Here is a 15,336-nt window from a genome sequence, read left to right on the forward strand (position 1 = left end):
GCCGGGCTAGGTTGAGGCGTATGGCTTCAACGTTCGGTGCTGCTCAGGTGCTGGTGGCCTCCAACCGTGGCCCCGTCTCGTACGAGATCCAGGAGGACGGCTCGCTGCGGTCGAAACGCGGCGGCGGCGGGCTGGTCTCCGGGCTGTCGGCGATCGGCCCGGACGCGGGGGCGCTGTGGGTGTGCTCGGCACTGTCCGACGGCGACCGCGAGGCGGTGCGGCGCGGGACCGGCGAGGCCGGCGTGCGGATGCTGGACGTACCGGCCGACGTGCACGCGGACGCGTACAACGGGATCGCCAACTCGGTGCTGTGGTTCGTGCACCACATGCTGTACCAGACGCCCCTGGAGCCGGTCTTCGACGCGGAGTTCCGGCGGCAGTGGGCGTCCTACGAGGCGTTCAACCGGGCCTTCGCCGAGGCGCTGGCCGAGGAGGCCGCCGAGGGCGCGGCCGTGCTGGTGCAGGACTACCACCTGACGCTGGTGCCGGGGATGCTGCGCGAGCTGCGCCCGGACCTGCGGATCAGCCACTTCTCGCACACGCCGTGGGCGCCGGTGGAGTACTTCCGGATGCTGCCCGACGACATCGCCGCGCAGGTGCTGCGCGGGATGCTGGGCGCGGACCGGCTCGGGTTCCTCACCCGGCGGTGGGCGGACGCGTTCACCGCGTGCTGCGACGCGCTGGTGGGCGGGCCGGGGAAGACCGCGGTGGGGGTGCACGGGCTCGGGGCGGACGCGGACTTCCTGCGGAAGCGGTCGCGCGAGGCCGACGTGGACGAGCGGATGGCGGCGCTGCGGGAGCAGATCGGACCGGGGCGCAAGACCGTCGTGCGGGTCGACCGGACCGAGCTGTCGAAGAACATCGTGCGCGGGCTGCTGGCCTACCGGCGGCTGCTGGCGGACCGGCCCGAGTGGCGCGAGCGGGTGGTGCACGTGGCGTTCGCCTACCCGTCCCGGCAGGACCTCGCGGTCTACCGGGAGTACACGGCCGAGGTGCGGCGGGTGGCCGAGGAGATCAACGCGGAGTACGGGACGGACGGCTGGACGCCGGTCGTGCTGCACGTCGAGGACGACTTCGCACGGTCGCTGGCGGCGTACCGGCTGGCGGACGTGGCGCTGGTCAACCCGATCCGGGACGGCATGAACCTGGTCGCCAAGGAGGTGCCGGTCGTCTCCGAGGAGGGGTGCGCGCTGGTGCTGTCGCGGGAGGCCGGGGCGTTCGAGGAGCTGGGCGAGGACGCGGTGACCGTCAACCCGTACGACGTGACGGGGACGGCGGAGGCGTTGCACGAGGCGCTCAGCCTGCCGGCGGGAGAGCGGGCCGAGCGGTCGAAGCGGCTGGCCGCGGCGGCGACGGCGCTGCCGCCGGCGCGGTGGTTCCTGGAGCAGCTGGAGGCACTGCGGGGCTGAGGCGCCGCGCTTCGTCACTTCGCCGCTTCGCCGCTTCGTCACTCCGTCCGGACGGCGGGGCAGTAGCCGGTGTCCGCGCCGATGGAGTTGATCTCGGCGTTGGAGCGGGGGGCGCCCGCGTAGTCGATCCGGTTCGTGCACCTGCTCGTGTCCACGGCGGGGGCGGTGTCGGCGGCGGAGTCGCCCACGGGGCCGTCGGTGGTGTTCCGGGCCGGTGCGCCGGTCGTCGAGGCGGAGGTCTCCGGGGTGCTGCCGGCGGTGGGCGCCGTGGTCGTCGCGGTGGTCGTCGCCGCGGCCGGGGACGACGCGGTGCTGTCGCCGCCGCAGGCGGTGAGCGAGGGGCCGGCGGCGAGGGCGACGAGGGCGAGCAGCGGGGTCCTGCGAGCGGACATGGTCCCTCCTCCAGGTGCCGGTGCCCGGGTGAGCGGGCGGGTCGTCCTGGAGGAGGCCGGGGAGCGGCGGCCGGGTCGCCCCGCGCGTGGCGTCAGGACGTCCCCGGGACATCCCTGGGACAGAGGGCGGCGCGCGCCGTGACCTTCTCTCAGGCCAGCCCGCGGGTGAGGGCGCCGAGCAGGGCGACCACCCCGGCCGGTCCGTCCACCTCCACGTCCGCGCGTTTCCTCAGTTCCGTCACCTCGTCGCTGCCGCTGCACACCAGCAGGCCGGGGACGCCCTGGGCGCGGAGCGTGTCGACGGCCGCGTAGGCGGGGAGGTCGCCGAGGTCGTCGCCGGCGTAGAGGACGGATGTGGCGCCGGTGGCGCGGACGTGGTCCAGGAGGGCGGCGCCCTTGTCCATGCCCGGCGGGCGCAGCTCCAGGACCATGCGGCCGGGCTCGACGATCAGGCCGTGGCGGGCGGCGAGGTCGGTGAGGGGGGCGCGCAGGGCCTCGAAGGCGGCCCGCGGGTCGGCGGCCCGGCGGGTGTGGACGGCCACCGAGCGGCCCTTGTCCTCGGTCGCCGTGCCCCGCGCGGCCCCGGCCCGCTCCAGCAGCCCGGGCAGTTCGGCGCGGACGGCGGCGACCCCGGGGTGCGGGGCCGGGGCGGTGACGGTGCCGGTGGCGGCGTCCCAGCGTTCGGCGCCGTAGTGGCCGAGGACGACGAGGTGCTCCAGGCCGGGTACGCCCGCGAAGCCGCCGTGGTGGACGGCGACCTCGGCCGGGCGGCCGGTGATCACCGCGACGGAGGCGACCTCTGGGGCCAGCGCGGCCAGCGCGGGCACCGCGCCGGGGTGGGCGCGGGCCCGGTCGGGGTCGGGCACGATCTCGGCGAGCGTGCCGTCGAAGTCGAGCGCGATCACCGCCCGGCCGGGGTCGGCGAGGAGCCCGTCGAGCCCTTCGCGCCCGGCCTCGGTGGCGGGGGCCGGCAGGTGGTCCAGCGGGTCGGGGGTTGCGTCCGTGTGGCTGCCCATACCGCGAACCTATCCCGGCGGAACCGGTCGCACGCCTCCCCGACCCCGCCGCCTCAACGCTCCGCCCGGCGGGCCTCGCGGATCCGGCGCAGCCGGTTCACCGTCACCGGGTCCGCCGCCAGCGCCCGGGGGTCGTCCAGGAGGGCGTTGAGGAGCTGGTAGTAGCGGACGGGGGCGAGGCCCAGTTCCTCGCGGATCACGCGCTCCTTGGCGCCGGGACCGGAAAAGCCCCGGCGCTCCAGCGCGAGGACGCGCCGCTCCCGCTCCCCCAGCGGCTGCCGCTCACCTTCATCCATGTCCGCACCGTAACGCCGGGCGCCGACAACCGGCGACGGCGCCCGCCCGCGCTATCCGGCGCTCTCGGCCTGGTCCGCGGTGGTCTCCAGCAGCCGGAGCACCGCCTCGGGGTTCCCGTCGGGGGTGACCGCCTTGCCGATGTCCTTCTTGATCTGCGCGCTGACCGAGGCCCAGGAGGTCTCGCCGACCGGGTACAGCTCGGCCGTCGCCATCTCGTCGAGGAAGGGCTTCAGCTCCTGGTCCTCCTCGGCCGCGGCCATCGTCCCGGCGGCGGAGCCGGTGACCGGCAGCAGGTCGTAGCGGCGGGAGAAGTCGAGGACGTTGTCCTCCTCGTAGACGAAGTCGAGGAAGTCGCCGGCCTCCTCCTGGTGGCCGTTCTGCTTGAACGCGGTCATCCAGTCGGTGACGCCCAGGGTGCTCCCGCTCTCCCCGTCGACGCCGGGGGTGGGCACCATGCCGTACTTCACGCCCGTCTTCTCGGCCATCGCCATCAGCGTCGGGTGGCCGTTGAGCATGCCGACCTCGCCGTCGGCGAAGGCGGTGAAGGCGTCCGCCCGGTTGAGCTCGCCGGGCTCGACCGGGCCGGTCAGGTCCTTGCCGACCAGTTCGTCCTTGAGCCAGGTGAGGGTGGCGACGTTCTGCGCGGAGTCGATGGCGTAGGCGCCGACGGTGTCGGTGTAGCCGCCTCCGCCGCTGAGCAGCCACTGCATGGTCTCGGCCTGCGCCTCCTCGGGCCCGAGCGGCAGCGCGTAGGGGTACTTCACCCCCCGCGCCTTCAGCGCCTCGGCGGCGTCGGCGAGGTCGTCCCAGCTCTTGGGCGCGGAGAGGCCGGCCTTGGCGAAGAGGGTCTTGTTGTAGAACAGCACGCGCGTGGAGGCCGCGAACGGCATGCCGTACTGCACTCCCTTGACCCGGCCCGCGGTGGCGAGCTGGGGGACGAAGTCGGCCTGGGTGGAGATGGAGAGCAGGTCGTCGACCCGGTAGAGCAGGCCCTCGTCCGCGTAGTCGGCGTAGGCGCCGATCTGGGCCAGGTCGGGCGCCTCGCCGGCGTCGACCATCTCGCGGACCTTCTGGTCGACGTCCTCCCACGAGTAGACGGTGACCTCGACGTCCACGTCGGAGTGGGCGGCCTCGTACGCCTCGGCCAGTTCGTCCCAGTACCGCTGCGAGCCGGTGGACTCGCTGTCGCCGTAGTCGGCGGCGACCAGGCGGAGGGTCACCTCGTGGGACCCGTCCGAGCCGCAGCCGCCGAGGACCGCGGCCACGCCCAGTGCGGACACCACCGCGATCGTCCTTCTCCCACGCCGCTGCACTGTTCGCTCCCCGCTTCGTCGACCGGTATCCGCCGATCGTTGTCCGTTTAACGGATCAAGGTCTACACCACACCAGTGGACTAGACCTTTCGCGGGTCATCGGGCCACACTGTTCCCCGTGAGACATGTCATCGCCCTGGACGTGGGCGGCACCGGGATGAAGGCCGCCCTGGCCGGGCCGGCCGGCGAGCCGCTGCACCGGGCCCGCCGGCCCACCGGCCGCGACCGCGGGCCCGAGGCGGTCGTCGAGTCCGTCCTGGAGTTCGCCGCCGAGCTGGGCGCCCTGGGGGCGGAGCGGTTCGGCACGCCGCCCGCGGCGGCCGGTGTCGCCGTCCCCGGCATCGTCGACGCCGCGCGGGGCACCGCCGTCTACGCCGCCAACCTCGGCTGGCGGGACGTCCCGCTGCGCGCCCTGCTGAGCGAGCGGCTCGGCGGCGTCCCGGTCGCCCTCGGCCACGACGTGCGCACCGGCGGCCTCGCCGAGGGCCGCGTCGGCGCGGGCCGGGGCTCCGACCGCTTCCTCTTCGTCCCTCTCGGCACCGGCATCGCGGGCGCCATCGGCATCGACGGCCGGGTGGAGGCCGGAGCGCACGGCTTCGCCGGCGAGATCGGCCACGTCGTCGTACGCCCCGGCGGCGCCCCCTGCCCGTGCGGGCAGCGCGGCTGCCTGGAGCGGTACGCCTCCGCCGGCGCCGTCGGCCAGGCGTGGGCGGCGGCCTCGGGCGACCCGGGGGCGGACGCCGCCGACTGCGCCGGGGCCGTCGCCTCCGGGGACGTACGGGCCGCGCGGGTGTGGCAGGAGGCGGTGGACGCCCTGGCCGACGGCCTGGTCACCGCCCTCACCCTGCTGGACCCCCGGACGCTGATCATCGGTGGCGGCCTGGCGGAGGCGGGGGAAACCTTGTTCACACCGCTGCGGGAGGCCGTCGCGCGCCGGATCACCTTCCAGACCCGGCCGTCCATCGTCCCCGCGGCCCTGGGCGACACGGCGGGCTGTCTCGGCGCGGGGCTCCTGGCCTGGGACCTGCTGAACACCACCGACGGTACGGAGGAAGCGACGTGACGGACATGCCCCCGGGGGCACGGGACAGCGCCGATACGCGACCGCGTCACGGGGCCCGAGCGACCACGGACGACCCGCGTCACGGGGCCCGAGCGACCACGGACGACCCGCGCCCCGCGACGGCCGGAGCGCCCCTCGTGCTGTCCGGTGCCTCCGTGGTCCTCCCCACGGGAACCGTCGAGGCGGGTCAGGTCGTCGTCGACGGCACCCGCATCGCCGCCACCGCGCCGGGGAACGCCCGCGTCGTCGACGCCGGGGCGCACTGGATCGTGCCCGGCTTCGTGGACCTGCACAACCACGGCGGCGGCGGGGCCTCCTTCGCCGGCGGCACCGCCGAGGACGTCCTCAAGGGCGTCGCCGCCCACCGCCGCCACGGCACCACCACCCTCGTCGCCTCCGCCGTCACCGGCGACCTGGACTTCCTGGCCCGGCACGCCGGGATGCTCGCCGAACTGGCCCAGCAGGGCGACATCGCCGGCATCCACTTCGAGGGCCCGTTCATCTCCCCGTGCCGCAAGGGCGCGCACGACGAGCGGCTGCTGCGCGACCCCGACCCGGCCGAGGTCCGCAAGCTCGTCGACGCGGCCCGCGGCCACGCGAGGATGATGACGCTGGCCACCGAGCTGCCGGGCGGCCTGGACTCCGTACGCCTGCTCACCGAGCACGGCGTGATCGCGGCGGTCGGGCACACGGACGCGACGTACGAGCAGACGCTCAGGGCCGTCGACGCGGGCGCGACCGTCGCCACCCACCTGTTCAACGCGATGCCGCCGATCGGCCACCGGGCGCCCGGTCCGATCACGGCGCTGCTGGAGGACGAGCGGGTCACCGTCGAGCTGATCAACGACGGCGTCCACCTGCACCCGGCCGCGCTCCGGCTCGCCTTCCACCACGCCGGGGCCGCCCGCGTCGCCTTCGTCACCGACGCGATGGACGCGGCCGGTTTCGGCGACGGCCGCTACCGGCTCGGTCCGCTGGAGGTGACGGTCGAGGACGGCGTCGCCCGGCTGGTCGAGGGCGGCTCGATCGCGGGCTCCACGCTCACCCTGGACCGCGCCTTCAAGCGGGCGGTGACGGTGGACCGGCTGCCGGTCGGGGACGTGGTCGCGGCGGTCTCCGCCAACCCGGCGCGGCTGCTCGGCCTGGACGACCGGGTGGGCTCGCTGGAGCCGGGCAAGGACGCCGACCTGGTGGTGCTGGACGCCGCGTTCGACGTGGTGGGCGTGATGCGCCGGGGCGCGTGGGTGGTCGATCCCCACCTGGGCTGATCCGTCCCCGTACCGGCCCGGTCCCGTCGCCCCCACGACTGGGCCGGCCGCCGTCCGTTTGGCATGATCGGAGCACCGGCGCCCGCCCCGGGCGGCGGCGCCGTCGTACGCGATCGGGGGAGGTCGGCCCGGTGATCCTCACGGTCACGCTGAACACCGCTGTCGACATCACCTACCGTGTCCCGGGTCTGGAGCCGCACGCCTCCCACCGCGTCACCGAGGTGACCGAGCGGCCCGGCGGCAAGGGCGTCAACGTGGCCCGGGTGCTGGCATCGCTCGGGCACGAGGTGACGGTCACCGGCTTCGCGGGCGGCGCCACCGGACGCGCCGTGCGCGACGGCCTCGCCGGACGGCCCCGGCTGGCCGACGCGCTGCTGCCGGTCGCCGGCGCCACCCGGCGCACCATAGCCGTCGTCGACGAGCGCACCGGCGACACCACCCAGCTCAACGAACCCGGCCCGCTGATCACCCCCGCCGAGTGGAACGCGTTCCAGGAGGCGTACGGGGAACTGCTCGCCGGTGCCTCGGCGGTGGCCCTGTGCGGCAGCCTGCCGCCGGGCGTCCCGGTGGGCGCCTACGCCCATCTGGTGCGCGCCGCGCGCGCCGCCGGGGTGCCGGTGCTGCTGGACACCAGCGGGGAGCCGCTGCGCCGGGCGGTGGCCGCCCGCCCGGACCTGATCAAGCCGAACGCCGGGGAGCTGGCCGAGCTGACCGGTTCCCACGAGCCGCTGTGGGCCACGCGGGACGCCCGGCGGCGCGGCGCCCGCGCCGTGGTCGCCTCGCTGGGCGCCGAGGGGCTGCTGGCGGTGACCGGGGAGGGCCGCTGGCGGGCCGTCCCGCCCGCCCGGGTGCGCGGCAACCCGACCGGCGCGGGGGACTCGGCGGTGGCGGGCCTGCTGTCAGGCCTGGCCGAGGGGCTGGCCTGGCCGGACCGGCTGGCCCGCGCGGTCGCCCTGTCGGCGGCGACGGTGCCGGCGCCGGTGGCCGGCGAGTACGACCACCGGGCCTACCGGGAGCTGCTGGGCCGGGTGACGGTGACGGCGGAGGCCGACGCGGCCTGAGGGCCGTAGGGCCCGTAGAGCCCGTAGAGCCCGTAGAGCCCGTAGGGTCGTGCCGCCGGTGTCAGTCGGTGACCTGGCCTTCCTTCAGCCAGAGTTGGTCCAGCAGGATGTCGCACTTGTCGCCGTCCTGGCAGGAGACGGAGATGGTGTTGGTGCCCTTGTTGAGGGACGGGTAGGCGTAGGTCTGGGTCCAGCCCTTGGTGTAGTCGCCGTCCTTGGCGCCGGCGAAGTTGCCCAGGTTGAGCTTGCTGCCGAACTCCTTGCCGTTGACCGTCAGCGTCATCGACTGGTCGGCGTCGGCGGTGCTGTAGCGGGCGAAGAGGGTGTAGACGCCGGCCTTCGGGATGCCGTCGACGGTCCAGGTGGCCGAGGCGCCGCTCTGGTCGAGGCCGGTCACGTACGTGCCGCCCTGCGACTCGGCGCCCTCGACGTCGGACGCCGTGGAGGCGCCGCTGAGCTGGAGGCCGGCCGCGTCGGTCGTCGGCAGCTCCGCGTCGCTGCGCGCGCTGCCGCTGGCGGACGGGCTGGGCTCGCCGCTGCTCTGGGACTGGGTCGGGGTGGCCCCGCCGGCCTGGTCGGTGCTCGTGTCGTCGTCGTCGCCGCCGCTGCTGGTCATGGCGATGCCGATGCCGATGACGACGGCGGCGACCACCGCGATGGCGCCGATCAGCAGGCCCTTGGTGTTGGGGCCGCGACGCCCGCCGCGCCCGCCGCGCCCGCCACCGTGTCCGCCGCCGTGCCCCGGCTGCTGGTGCGGGGCGGTGGGGGCGCCGCCGGGGAGCGTCTCCGGGGCGGCGTAGTGCGGGTTCTGGCCGTAGGGCGGGGTCTGGGCGCCGTAGGGCGCGTTCGGCCGGCCGTAGGCGCCCTGCTGGGGCGGGGCGGTCTGCTGGGCGGCGGCCTGCCCGCCGTACTGGCGGGTACCGACCGGGCGCACGCGGTTGACCGAGTGGGGGTAGCCGTAGCCACCGGACGGCGGCTGGGCCCCGTTGGCCTGCCCGTCGGCGTACAGGTAGCCGAAGGGGTCGTCGTCCTCGGGCGTGCTCGCGCCGTTGTTGCCGGGCGTCATCCCTAGGTCTCCTAACCAGGTGCGGTGCGGGTGCGGTGTGCGTGGTGAGAGGCCGAGCCTACCCGGTGCCGGTGACCCAAGCGGGGGGCCCGGACCGCGTCAACTCGCTGACCTGGGAGTCATCCCGCCCGCCGGTGTTGTTTGGGACGAGATCGTTTCTCGATGTACATCCGCTCGTCGGCGGACTTCAGCACCTCGTCGGCGGTCATGCCGCAGTGCGCCCACCCGATGCCGAAGCTGGCGCCCACCCGCACGGCCCGTCCCTCGGCCCGGATCGGCTGGATGATCTCGTTGCGCAGCCGTACGGCGAGGTCGGCGGCGTCGGCCCGGCCGAGGCCGTCGGCGAGGATGACGAACTCGTCGCCGCCGAGCCGGGCCACCGTGTCGCCGTCCCGGACGCCGCCGGAGAGCCGCCGGGCGACCTCGATGAGCACGGCGTCGCCCGCGTTGTGCCCGAACCGGTCGTTGATCGACTTGAATCCGTCGAGGTCGCAGAAGAGCACCGCGAGCCCCTTGGTGCCGTCGTCCCGGTCGCCCTCGGGGGTGACCGCGTGCTCGTGGTGGTCGTGGCCGTCGTACGGGTCCGGGTGGGGCGGGAAGTCGAAGTAGTGGCCGCCGGAGTCGAAGACGGGGTCGGCGGCCGGGGTGCCCCCGTAGGCGGCGTCCATGGCGTCGACCGCGGGGTGCGCCGACTGGGGGCGGGTGCACAGCCGGGCGGAGAGGCGGGAGCGCAGCTCGGCGGAGTTCGGCAGGCCGGTGAGGGAGTCGTGGGAGGCGCGGTGGGCCAGCGCCAGCTCGCGGCGCTTGCGCTCCTCGATGTCCTCGACGTGGGTGAGCAGGAAGCGGGGCCCGTCGGCGGCGTCGGCGACGACGCTGTTGCGCAGCGAGGTCCAGATGTAGGAGCCGTCCCGGCGGCGCAGCCGCAGCTCGGCCCGGCCGCCCTCGGCGGAGGTGCGCAGCAGGGTGCCGATGTCCTCGGGGTGGACGAGGTCGGAGAAGGAGTACCGGCGCATCGCGGAGGCGGGGCGGCCCAGCAGGCGGCACAGGGCGTCGTTGGTCCGCAGGATGCGGCCGTGCTGGTCGCCGCCCATCTCGGCGATGGCCATGCCGGAGGGGGCGTACTCGAAGGCCTGCCGGAAGCTCTCCTCGCTGGCGCGCAGGGCCTGCTGCTCGCGCTCCAGGCGGACCAGGGCGCGCTGCATGTTGGAGCGGAGCCGGGCGTTGCTGATCGCTATGGCGGCCTGGAACGCGTACATCTGCAGAGCCTCGCGGCCCCAGGCGCCGGGCCGGCGGCCGTTGCGCGGGCGGTCCACGGAGAGGACGCCGATCAGCTCGCCGCTGGTGCCGCCGCCCTGCGGGCCGGGGGCGTACATGGGGGCGAAGAGGCGGTCCGAGGGGTGCCACTCGTCCTCGAAGCGGGGCGCGGGCCCGTCGGTGTACCACTGGGGCACGTCGTCGTCGTCGAGGATCCAGCCCTCGGTGTGCGGGATGAAGACCAGGTCGCCCCAGCGCTCGCCCATGGCCAGGCGGCGCTCCCAGGAGGCGCGGGGGCCGACGCGGCCGGTGATGAGGGCCTCGGCGGCCGGGTTCCCGGCGAAGGCGGCGACGACCAGGTCGCCGTCGGGGCGGACGAGGTTGACGCACGCCATCTCGTAGCCGAGGGCGTGGACCACGCCGTCGGCGACGGTCTGCAGGGTGTCCGCCAGGCTGCGGGCCGTGTTCATGTCGGCCATGGCCTGGTGCAGTTGCCGAAGGGACGCAAGGCGGACGTACGGTTCCGACTCGGTCTCCATGCTCGCCCTCCCCCCGAGACCTCGCAGCGAATCAAGGGTCATCTTCGGCGCCATTGCCGGATCATGCGGATCGTACGGATCATGCTCGGTGACGCGCCGGTCCGGGGGTGCGCTCCCGGTGGTGCGCTCTCGGTGACGCGTCGACGGTGCTCTTGCAGCTTCCCCGCCACTGAATCACAGCGCGCTGCCCACTCGGTACACAGGGTCAACAATTCCTACCTCTTGTGACTCAAGTCACAGCGGAAGATGAACAATTGCGTGATGTTTCCGCACTTTCCCTGTGCGTTTCCTGAACGCACCTTTCGCATGGCGTTCCTCTCGCCCGGGTCCCCGGCCCGAGCCCGGGGCCCGGTGCGGGCGCCGCGGACCGGCCGTTAGCGTGGCGGTGTGTCCCACACCAGCCCCGCCTCCGCGTCCTCCCCCTCCCCCGCCGCCGGGCATGCTGAGGGGGTGAGCAACGACGAGTTCCGTGCCGCCATGTCCCGGCTGGCCTCGGGCGTGGTCCTGGTGACCGCGCAGGAGCCGCCCCTGGACCCGGACGACCCCACCGCCCCGCCCGGGGAGGACGTGGGGATGACGGCGACGGCCTTCCTCTCCGTCTCCCTGGACCCGCCGCTGGTCCTGGTGAGCCTGCGCGAGGGCTCCCGCATGGACGACCTGCTGGACGAACAGCCCCGGTGGGCGGTCTCGGTCCTCTCGGAGAGCCAGCGGCACATCGCCGGCCGCTTCGCGATGAAGGGCCGCCTCAGCGACCGCCTCCTCTTCGAGGACATCCCCTGCGCGCGCGGCGAGCGGTCGGGGGCGCCGCTGGTCGGCGGGGCGCTGGCGACCCTGGAGTGCCACACCGAGCAGCGGGTGAGCGCCGGGGACCACACGCTGGTCATCGGCCGGGTGCTGACCGCGCGGGTGCCGAGCGCGGAGGGCGGTCCGCTGACGTACTTCCGGGGGCGGTACCGGCAGTTGGGCTGAGCGCGCCGGCCCCTTCGCCCGCCGGGCTAGTCCCAGCCCTTGCCGGAGCGTCCCCGCTTGGTCTGGGCGCGCTGCTTCTTCTCCCGCAGCCGGCGTTCGTCGACGCCGCGCGGGACGCGGGTCGGGCGGCGGGGCCTGGGCGGCGGCGCGGTCGCCTCGGCCAGCAGGGCCGCCAGGCGCACGGCGGCGGCCTCGCGGTTGCGCCACTGGGAGCGGTGCTCGGAGGCGCGGACGGTGACGACGCCGTCGGTCAGCCGCCCGGCCAGCCGCTCCAGCGCCCGCCGCTTCCACACCTCGGGCAGCGCCTGGGTGCGGGCGAGGTCGAACCGCAGCTCGACCTGGGTGTCGGTGGTGTTGACGTGCTGCCCGCCGGGCCCGGACGAGCGGGAGAAACGCCAGACCAGCTCGGCCTCCGGGAGGGAGACGGAGCCTCGGACGACATGCGGGCCGGACATCGGGGACATGCGGTCCATGGTCCCGCCCCCGCCGGGTCCGCGTCACCCGATTATCCGAGTAAAGAAAGTAAAGCGGGCTGGAACCTTGCGCACCCCCCTCGTCGTTCTCGGGGTAGCTGTAACTTTCTTGCCGTACGCACACGAGGGAAGGGACTCCCAACAATGGCTGTAAGCCTGTCCAAGGGTGGCAACGTCTCGCTCACCAAGGAGGCTCCGGGCCTGACCGCCGTCACCGTGGGCCTCGGCTGGGACGTCCGCACCACCACCGGCACCGACTTCGACCTGGACGCCTCCGCGATCGCGGTCAACACCCAGGGCAAGGTCTACTCGGACGCCCACTTCGTCTTCTTCAACAACAAGCAGACGCCGGACCAGTCCATCGTCCACACCGGCGACAACCGCACGGGCGAGGGCGCCGGCGACGACGAGGCGATCAACGTCAACCTGGCCGCCCTCCCGGCCGACGTCGACAAGATCGTCTTCCCGGTCTCGATCTACGACGCGGAGAACCGCTCGCAGAACTTCGGCCAGGTCCGCAACGCCTACATCCGCATCGTCAACCAGGCCGGCGGCACGGAGATCGCCCGCTACGACCTGTCGGAGGACGCCGCCACGGAGACCGCCATGGTCTTCGGCGAGCTGTACCGCAACGGTGCGGAGTGGAAGTTCCGCGCGGTCGGCCAGGGCTACGCCTCCGGCCTGGTGGGCATCGCCCAGGACTTCGGCGTGAACGTCTGACCCGCCCGTCCCGTCCGCCCCCGGCCCCGTCGAGTCACGGCTCGGCGGGGCCGGGGGCTGCGTCACGCCCGGTCTGGGGCGCCCACCTCGAACCACAGCAGCTTCCCTGCTCCGCGCCGCCCGGGCAGCCCTTCCCCGAGCGACCAGGCGCCCCATGTCTCGGCGTACTCCCGCACGAGGTGCAGTCCGCGTCCGCCGGACGCGTCGGGCGGCACGGTGCGCCTCCCGTCCGCCTCCGCATCGGCGAACAGCGCCGGGACGTGCGGGTGGCTGTCCCACACCCCGACCCGCACCCGCCCGTCGCCGAGCGCGGTGAGCCGCAGGGAGCAGGGTCCTCCCGCGTGCCGGTAGGCGTTGACGACCAGCTCGGACGCCAACAGTTCGACGTCGTCGACGAGTTCATGACGGCCGTGGCCGCTGAGCGCGGCCCGCACGGTCATACGTGCGACGCGTGCGGCCCTGGGGTCGTGCGGCAGGCGGAGGGCGTACGCCCAGGTGTCGGGCGGGGATACGGTGCGCATGGAGGTCTCCGGAGAAGGAAAGAGGGGTCGGCCGGCCCAACGGCCGCGCGATCGCCGGTGGCAGTGCCTGGGGAGGTGCGCTTCCGGGGCGGAGGTTGGGCGGTTGAGCGCTACCCTGGCAGAGCCATGGAAGTTCTTCCATTGAAACTACGAAGTTCTACCAATAGCCACCCGTGTGGGTGACGCTCCTAGCCTGTGTCGAGGAAGGCCACTCACCGTGCCCCCAGCCACCACGACAACTCTGCGCCAGCAGCGCCTCGGCTCCGAACTGCGAAAGCTCCGCGAGCGCGCCGGCCTGACGTCAACGGCCGCTGCCGCGCTCCTCGGAAGCCCGCAAGCTCGCATCAGCAATATCGAGGCCGGCCGATACGCAGTGAGCGCCGATCGTGTACGGACGCTGGCACGGAACTACAGCTGCGGTGACGAGGCTTACGTCGACGCCCTGGCCGGTATGACCGGAGCCCGCAAGAGAGGCTGGTGGGAGGAGTACCGCGACATTCTTCCAGCCGGCCTGCTCGATCTGGCCGAACTCGAACACCATGCCTCGGCGATGCGCGTCGCCGTCACCGTGCACATGCCCGGCCTGCTACAGACCCCTGAGCACGCACGAGCGACCATGCGGGAAGCGGTACCGCCTCTGCGCCCCTACGAGATCGAGCATCGCGTCTCCTACCGGGTGAAGCGCCAAGCCGTCCTGTTCGAGGGCGTCCCCACTCCGTACACGGCCATCATCCATGAGGCCGCACTGCGTATGGGCTTCGGCGGCCCGGCCGTGGCCCGAGCCCAACTGCACCACCTCGCAGCGACGAGCGAGGAACCCACCGTCACCGTACGGGTCCTGCCCTTCGGTCAGACCGGCTTCCCCGCCTCTGGTCAGCCGATCACCTGCGCCACCGGCCCGGTACCGCAACTCGACACCATTGTTCTGGACACCGATCACGGCTGCGAGTTCCTCGACGCCGACGCCCAGTTGGTCCGTTACCGCTCCGTACTGGACCGCATGGAGTCACGATCGCTTTCCGAGTCGAAGTCCCGAGATCTCATCCATCACATCGCCATGACCCTGTGAGGAGCCCCTGTGCCCGAACTCGACTGGCAGAAGTCGACACGCAGCGCCGAAGCGGCCAACTGCGTCGAGATAGCCACCACCCCGACCACGATCCTGGTCCGCGACTCCAAGGCCCTCCCGGGGCCGCACCTCGCATTTCCGCCTTCCGTGTGGGCGGACTTCCTCTCACACGCGGCGAAGCCGAGCCGCTGAGCATGCGTCCGCACCTGCCGGGCTCGGCCGTTGCCGGCTGTGCCAGCCATGGGCAGGGTGACGTACATGGCCGTGTCGTTCCCCCGGAGCGGAGCACGGCGGGCAGCCGCGGCGAGGCCGGTCACGCCTGAGGGCGTGACCGGCCTGACGTCCGGCGGCGGGTTGCCGATCGGTTGCGGGTCAGCCGGGCAGGTCGCCGGTGTAGCGGTAGATGTTGCCGGCCGAGTTGACGCCCCACACCGTGCCGTCCACACCCGCACCGATGTCCGACAGTCCCCCGGGGACCTGCACCCACGGACTGGCGTCGTTGTTCGTGTAGCGGTAGATGTTCCCGCCCGCGTTCACCCCCCAGACCGAGGTGCGGGAGCCCGCCGAGATCGCTTTGAGCGCGCCGCCGATCTGCTTCCAGTGGCCGCCTTCCTGGTCGCCGGTGTAGCGGTAGATGTTGCCGGCCGAGTTGACGCCCCACACCGTGCCGTCCGCCGCCGCACCGATGTCCGACAGTCCCCCGGGGATCTGCACCCACGGACTGGCGTCGTTGTTCGTGTAGCGGTAGATGTTCCCGGCCGAGTTGACCCCCCACACGTTGGTCCTCGACCCGGCCGAGATCCGGACGAGCGCGCCGCCGATCTGCTTCCAGTGGCCGCCTTCCTGGTCGCCGGTGTAGCGGTAGATGTTGCCGGCCGAGTTGACGCCCCACACCGTGCCGTCCGC

17 protein-coding genes are annotated in these 15,336 nt (G+C 73.7%); 8 read left to right on the plus strand and 9 right to left on the minus strand.

The genetic code is table 11. The features are described 5' to 3' along the window. Positions 1–20 precede the first annotated feature (20 nt). A complete protein-coding gene (locus ACY1JF_RS18110) occupies positions 21–1,409 on the plus strand; it encodes an alpha,alpha-trehalose-phosphate synthase (UDP-forming) (protein WP_462706173.1) in 1,389 nt (462 codons plus the stop codon). A 38-nt stretch (positions 1,410–1,447) separates the two neighbouring features. Here the strand turns inward: ACY1JF_RS18110 and ACY1JF_RS18115 are convergent, their stop codons facing one another. The 4 genes from ACY1JF_RS18115 to ACY1JF_RS18130 all read right to left on the minus strand — a co-directional run bounded on the left by ACY1JF_RS18115 (position 1,448) and on the right by ACY1JF_RS18130 (position 4,427). Beyond that, a complete protein-coding gene (locus tag ACY1JF_RS18115; protein ID WP_462706174.1) occupies positions 1,448–1,801 on the minus strand; it encodes a hypothetical protein in 354 nt (117 codons plus the stop codon). A 149-nt stretch (positions 1,802–1,950) separates the two neighbouring features. Beyond that, positions 1,951–2,817 carry a trehalose-phosphatase gene (gene otsB / locus ACY1JF_RS18120; RefSeq protein WP_462706175.1) on the minus strand — a complete coding sequence of 289 codons (867 nt, stop codon included), beginning with the start codon at positions 2,815–2,817 and terminating at the stop codon, positions 1,951–1,953. A gap of 53 nt (positions 2,818–2,870) precedes the next feature. Continuing rightward, positions 2,871–3,113, minus strand: coding sequence for a DUF3263 domain-containing protein (locus ACY1JF_RS18125; RefSeq protein WP_462706176.1), 243 nt, complete (start codon positions 3,111–3,113; stop codon positions 2,871–2,873). Between the two features lie 51 nt (positions 3,114–3,164). Next, positions 3,165–4,427 carry an ABC transporter substrate-binding protein gene (locus ACY1JF_RS18130; RefSeq protein WP_462706177.1) on the minus strand — a complete coding sequence of 421 codons (1,263 nt, stop codon included), beginning with the start codon at positions 4,425–4,427 and terminating at the stop codon, positions 3,165–3,167. Between the two features lie 118 nt (positions 4,428–4,545). On the opposite strand from ACY1JF_RS18130, the gene ACY1JF_RS18135 reads away from it, so the two are divergent. The 3 genes from ACY1JF_RS18135 (at position 4,546) to ACY1JF_RS18145 (ending at position 7,819) form a co-directional block, all read left to right on the plus strand. After that, a complete protein-coding gene (locus tag ACY1JF_RS18135; RefSeq protein ID WP_462706178.1) occupies positions 4,546–5,490 on the plus strand; it encodes an ROK family protein in 945 nt (314 codons plus the stop codon). 155 nt (positions 5,491–5,645) lie between these two features. Further along, the gene (gene nagA / locus ACY1JF_RS18140; protein WP_462706179.1) at positions 5,646–6,758 is read left to right on the plus strand and encodes an N-acetylglucosamine-6-phosphate deacetylase; all 1,113 of its coding nucleotides are present in this window, start codon (positions 5,646–5,648) and stop codon (positions 6,756–6,758) included. Between the two features lie 131 nt (positions 6,759–6,889). Further along, positions 6,890–7,819, plus strand: a complete 930-nt coding sequence (locus tag ACY1JF_RS18145) for a 1-phosphofructokinase family hexose kinase (protein WP_462706180.1) — start codon at positions 6,890–6,892, stop codon at positions 7,817–7,819. 61 nt (positions 7,820–7,880) lie between these two features. Here the strand turns inward: ACY1JF_RS18145 and ACY1JF_RS18150 are convergent, their stop codons facing one another. Further along, the gene (locus ACY1JF_RS18150) at positions 7,881–8,885 is read right to left on the minus strand and encodes a carbohydrate-binding protein (protein ID WP_462706181.1); all 1,005 of its coding nucleotides are present in this window, start codon (positions 8,883–8,885) and stop codon (positions 7,881–7,883) included. A gap of 119 nt (positions 8,886–9,004) precedes the next feature. Continuing rightward, complete coding sequence (gene cdgB / locus ACY1JF_RS18155) at positions 9,005–10,678, minus strand: diguanylate cyclase CdgB (RefSeq protein WP_462706182.1); 1,674 nt, start codon at positions 10,676–10,678, stop codon at positions 9,005–9,007. 387 nt (positions 10,679–11,065) lie between these two features. Here cdgB and ACY1JF_RS18160 point away from each other — a divergent pair, with 387 nt between their 5' ends. Continuing rightward, entirely contained in the window at positions 11,066–11,647 is a 582-nt protein-coding gene (locus tag ACY1JF_RS18160) for a flavin reductase family protein (RefSeq protein WP_462706183.1), read from the plus strand. 26 nt (positions 11,648–11,673) lie between these two features. On the opposite strand, the gene arfB is transcribed toward ACY1JF_RS18160, so the two are convergent. Further along, on the minus strand, positions 11,674–12,111 hold the full coding sequence (arfB, locus tag ACY1JF_RS18165; protein WP_462706184.1) for an alternative ribosome rescue aminoacyl-tRNA hydrolase ArfB: 438 nt from the start codon (positions 12,109–12,111) through the stop codon (positions 11,674–11,676). Positions 12,112–12,264: 153 nt separating this feature from the next. Here arfB and ACY1JF_RS18170 point away from each other — a divergent pair, with 153 nt between their 5' ends. Further along, positions 12,265–12,840, plus strand: a complete 576-nt coding sequence (locus ACY1JF_RS18170; RefSeq protein ID WP_462706185.1) for a TerD family protein — start codon at positions 12,265–12,267, stop codon at positions 12,838–12,840. A 62-nt stretch (positions 12,841–12,902) separates the two neighbouring features. Here ACY1JF_RS18170 and ACY1JF_RS18175 read toward each other — a convergent pair whose 3' ends face one another. Further along, complete coding sequence (locus ACY1JF_RS18175) at positions 12,903–13,361, minus strand: ATP-binding protein (protein ID WP_462706186.1); 459 nt, start codon at positions 13,359–13,361, stop codon at positions 12,903–12,905. A 217-nt stretch (positions 13,362–13,578) separates the two neighbouring features. On the opposite strand from ACY1JF_RS18175, the gene ACY1JF_RS18180 reads away from it, so the two are divergent. Together ACY1JF_RS18180 and ACY1JF_RS18185 are read left to right on the plus strand one after the other, a co-directional pair. Continuing rightward, complete coding sequence (locus ACY1JF_RS18180) at positions 13,579–14,430, plus strand: helix-turn-helix domain-containing protein (RefSeq protein ID WP_462706187.1); 852 nt, start codon at positions 13,579–13,581, stop codon at positions 14,428–14,430. A 9-nt stretch (positions 14,431–14,439) separates the two neighbouring features. Continuing rightward, positions 14,440–14,622: a DUF397 domain-containing protein gene (locus tag ACY1JF_RS18185; protein WP_462706188.1), complete on the plus strand. Its 183-nt coding sequence runs from the start codon at positions 14,440–14,442 to the stop codon at positions 14,620–14,622. 180 nt (positions 14,623–14,802) lie between these two features. On the opposite strand, the gene ACY1JF_RS18190 is transcribed toward ACY1JF_RS18185, so the two are convergent. Then, on the minus strand, positions 14,803–15,336 hold a 534-nt coding region (locus ACY1JF_RS18190), incomplete at its 5' end, for a tectonin domain-containing protein (RefSeq protein WP_462706189.1).

This window comes from Streptomyces sp. SYSU D01066-1 (assembly GCF_054956795.1).

Excerpts from the sequence above, each read along its gene's own strand:
- ACY1JF_RS18110 (WP_462706173.1), top strand. The coding sequence starts at position 21 with ATGGCTTCAACGTTCGGTGCTGCTCAGGTGCTGGTGGCCTCCAACCGT.
- ACY1JF_RS18115 (WP_462706174.1), bottom strand. The coding sequence starts at position 1,801 with ATGTCCGCTCGCAGGACCCCGCTGCTCGCCCTCGTCGCCCTCGCCGCC.
- otsB (WP_462706175.1), bottom strand. The coding sequence starts at position 2,817 with ATGGGCAGCCACACGGACGCAACCCCCGACCCGCTGGACCACCTGCCG.
- ACY1JF_RS18125 (WP_462706176.1), bottom strand. The coding sequence starts at position 3,113 with ATGGATGAAGGTGAGCGGCAGCCGCTGGGGGAGCGGGAGCGGCGCGTC.
- ACY1JF_RS18150 (WP_462706181.1), bottom strand. The coding sequence starts at position 8,885 with ATGACGCCCGGCAACAACGGCGCGAGCACGCCCGAGGACGACGACCCC.
- cdgB (WP_462706182.1), bottom strand. The coding sequence starts at position 10,678 with ATGGAGACCGAGTCGGAACCGTACGTCCGCCTTGCGTCCCTTCGGCAA.
- arfB (WP_462706184.1), bottom strand. The coding sequence starts at position 12,111 with ATGTCCCCGATGTCCGGCCCGCATGTCGTCCGAGGCTCCGTCTCCCTC.
- ACY1JF_RS18170 (WP_462706185.1), top strand. The coding sequence starts at position 12,265 with ATGGCTGTAAGCCTGTCCAAGGGTGGCAACGTCTCGCTCACCAAGGAG.
- ACY1JF_RS18175 (WP_462706186.1), bottom strand. The coding sequence starts at position 13,361 with ATGCGCACCGTATCCCCGCCCGACACCTGGGCGTACGCCCTCCGCCTG.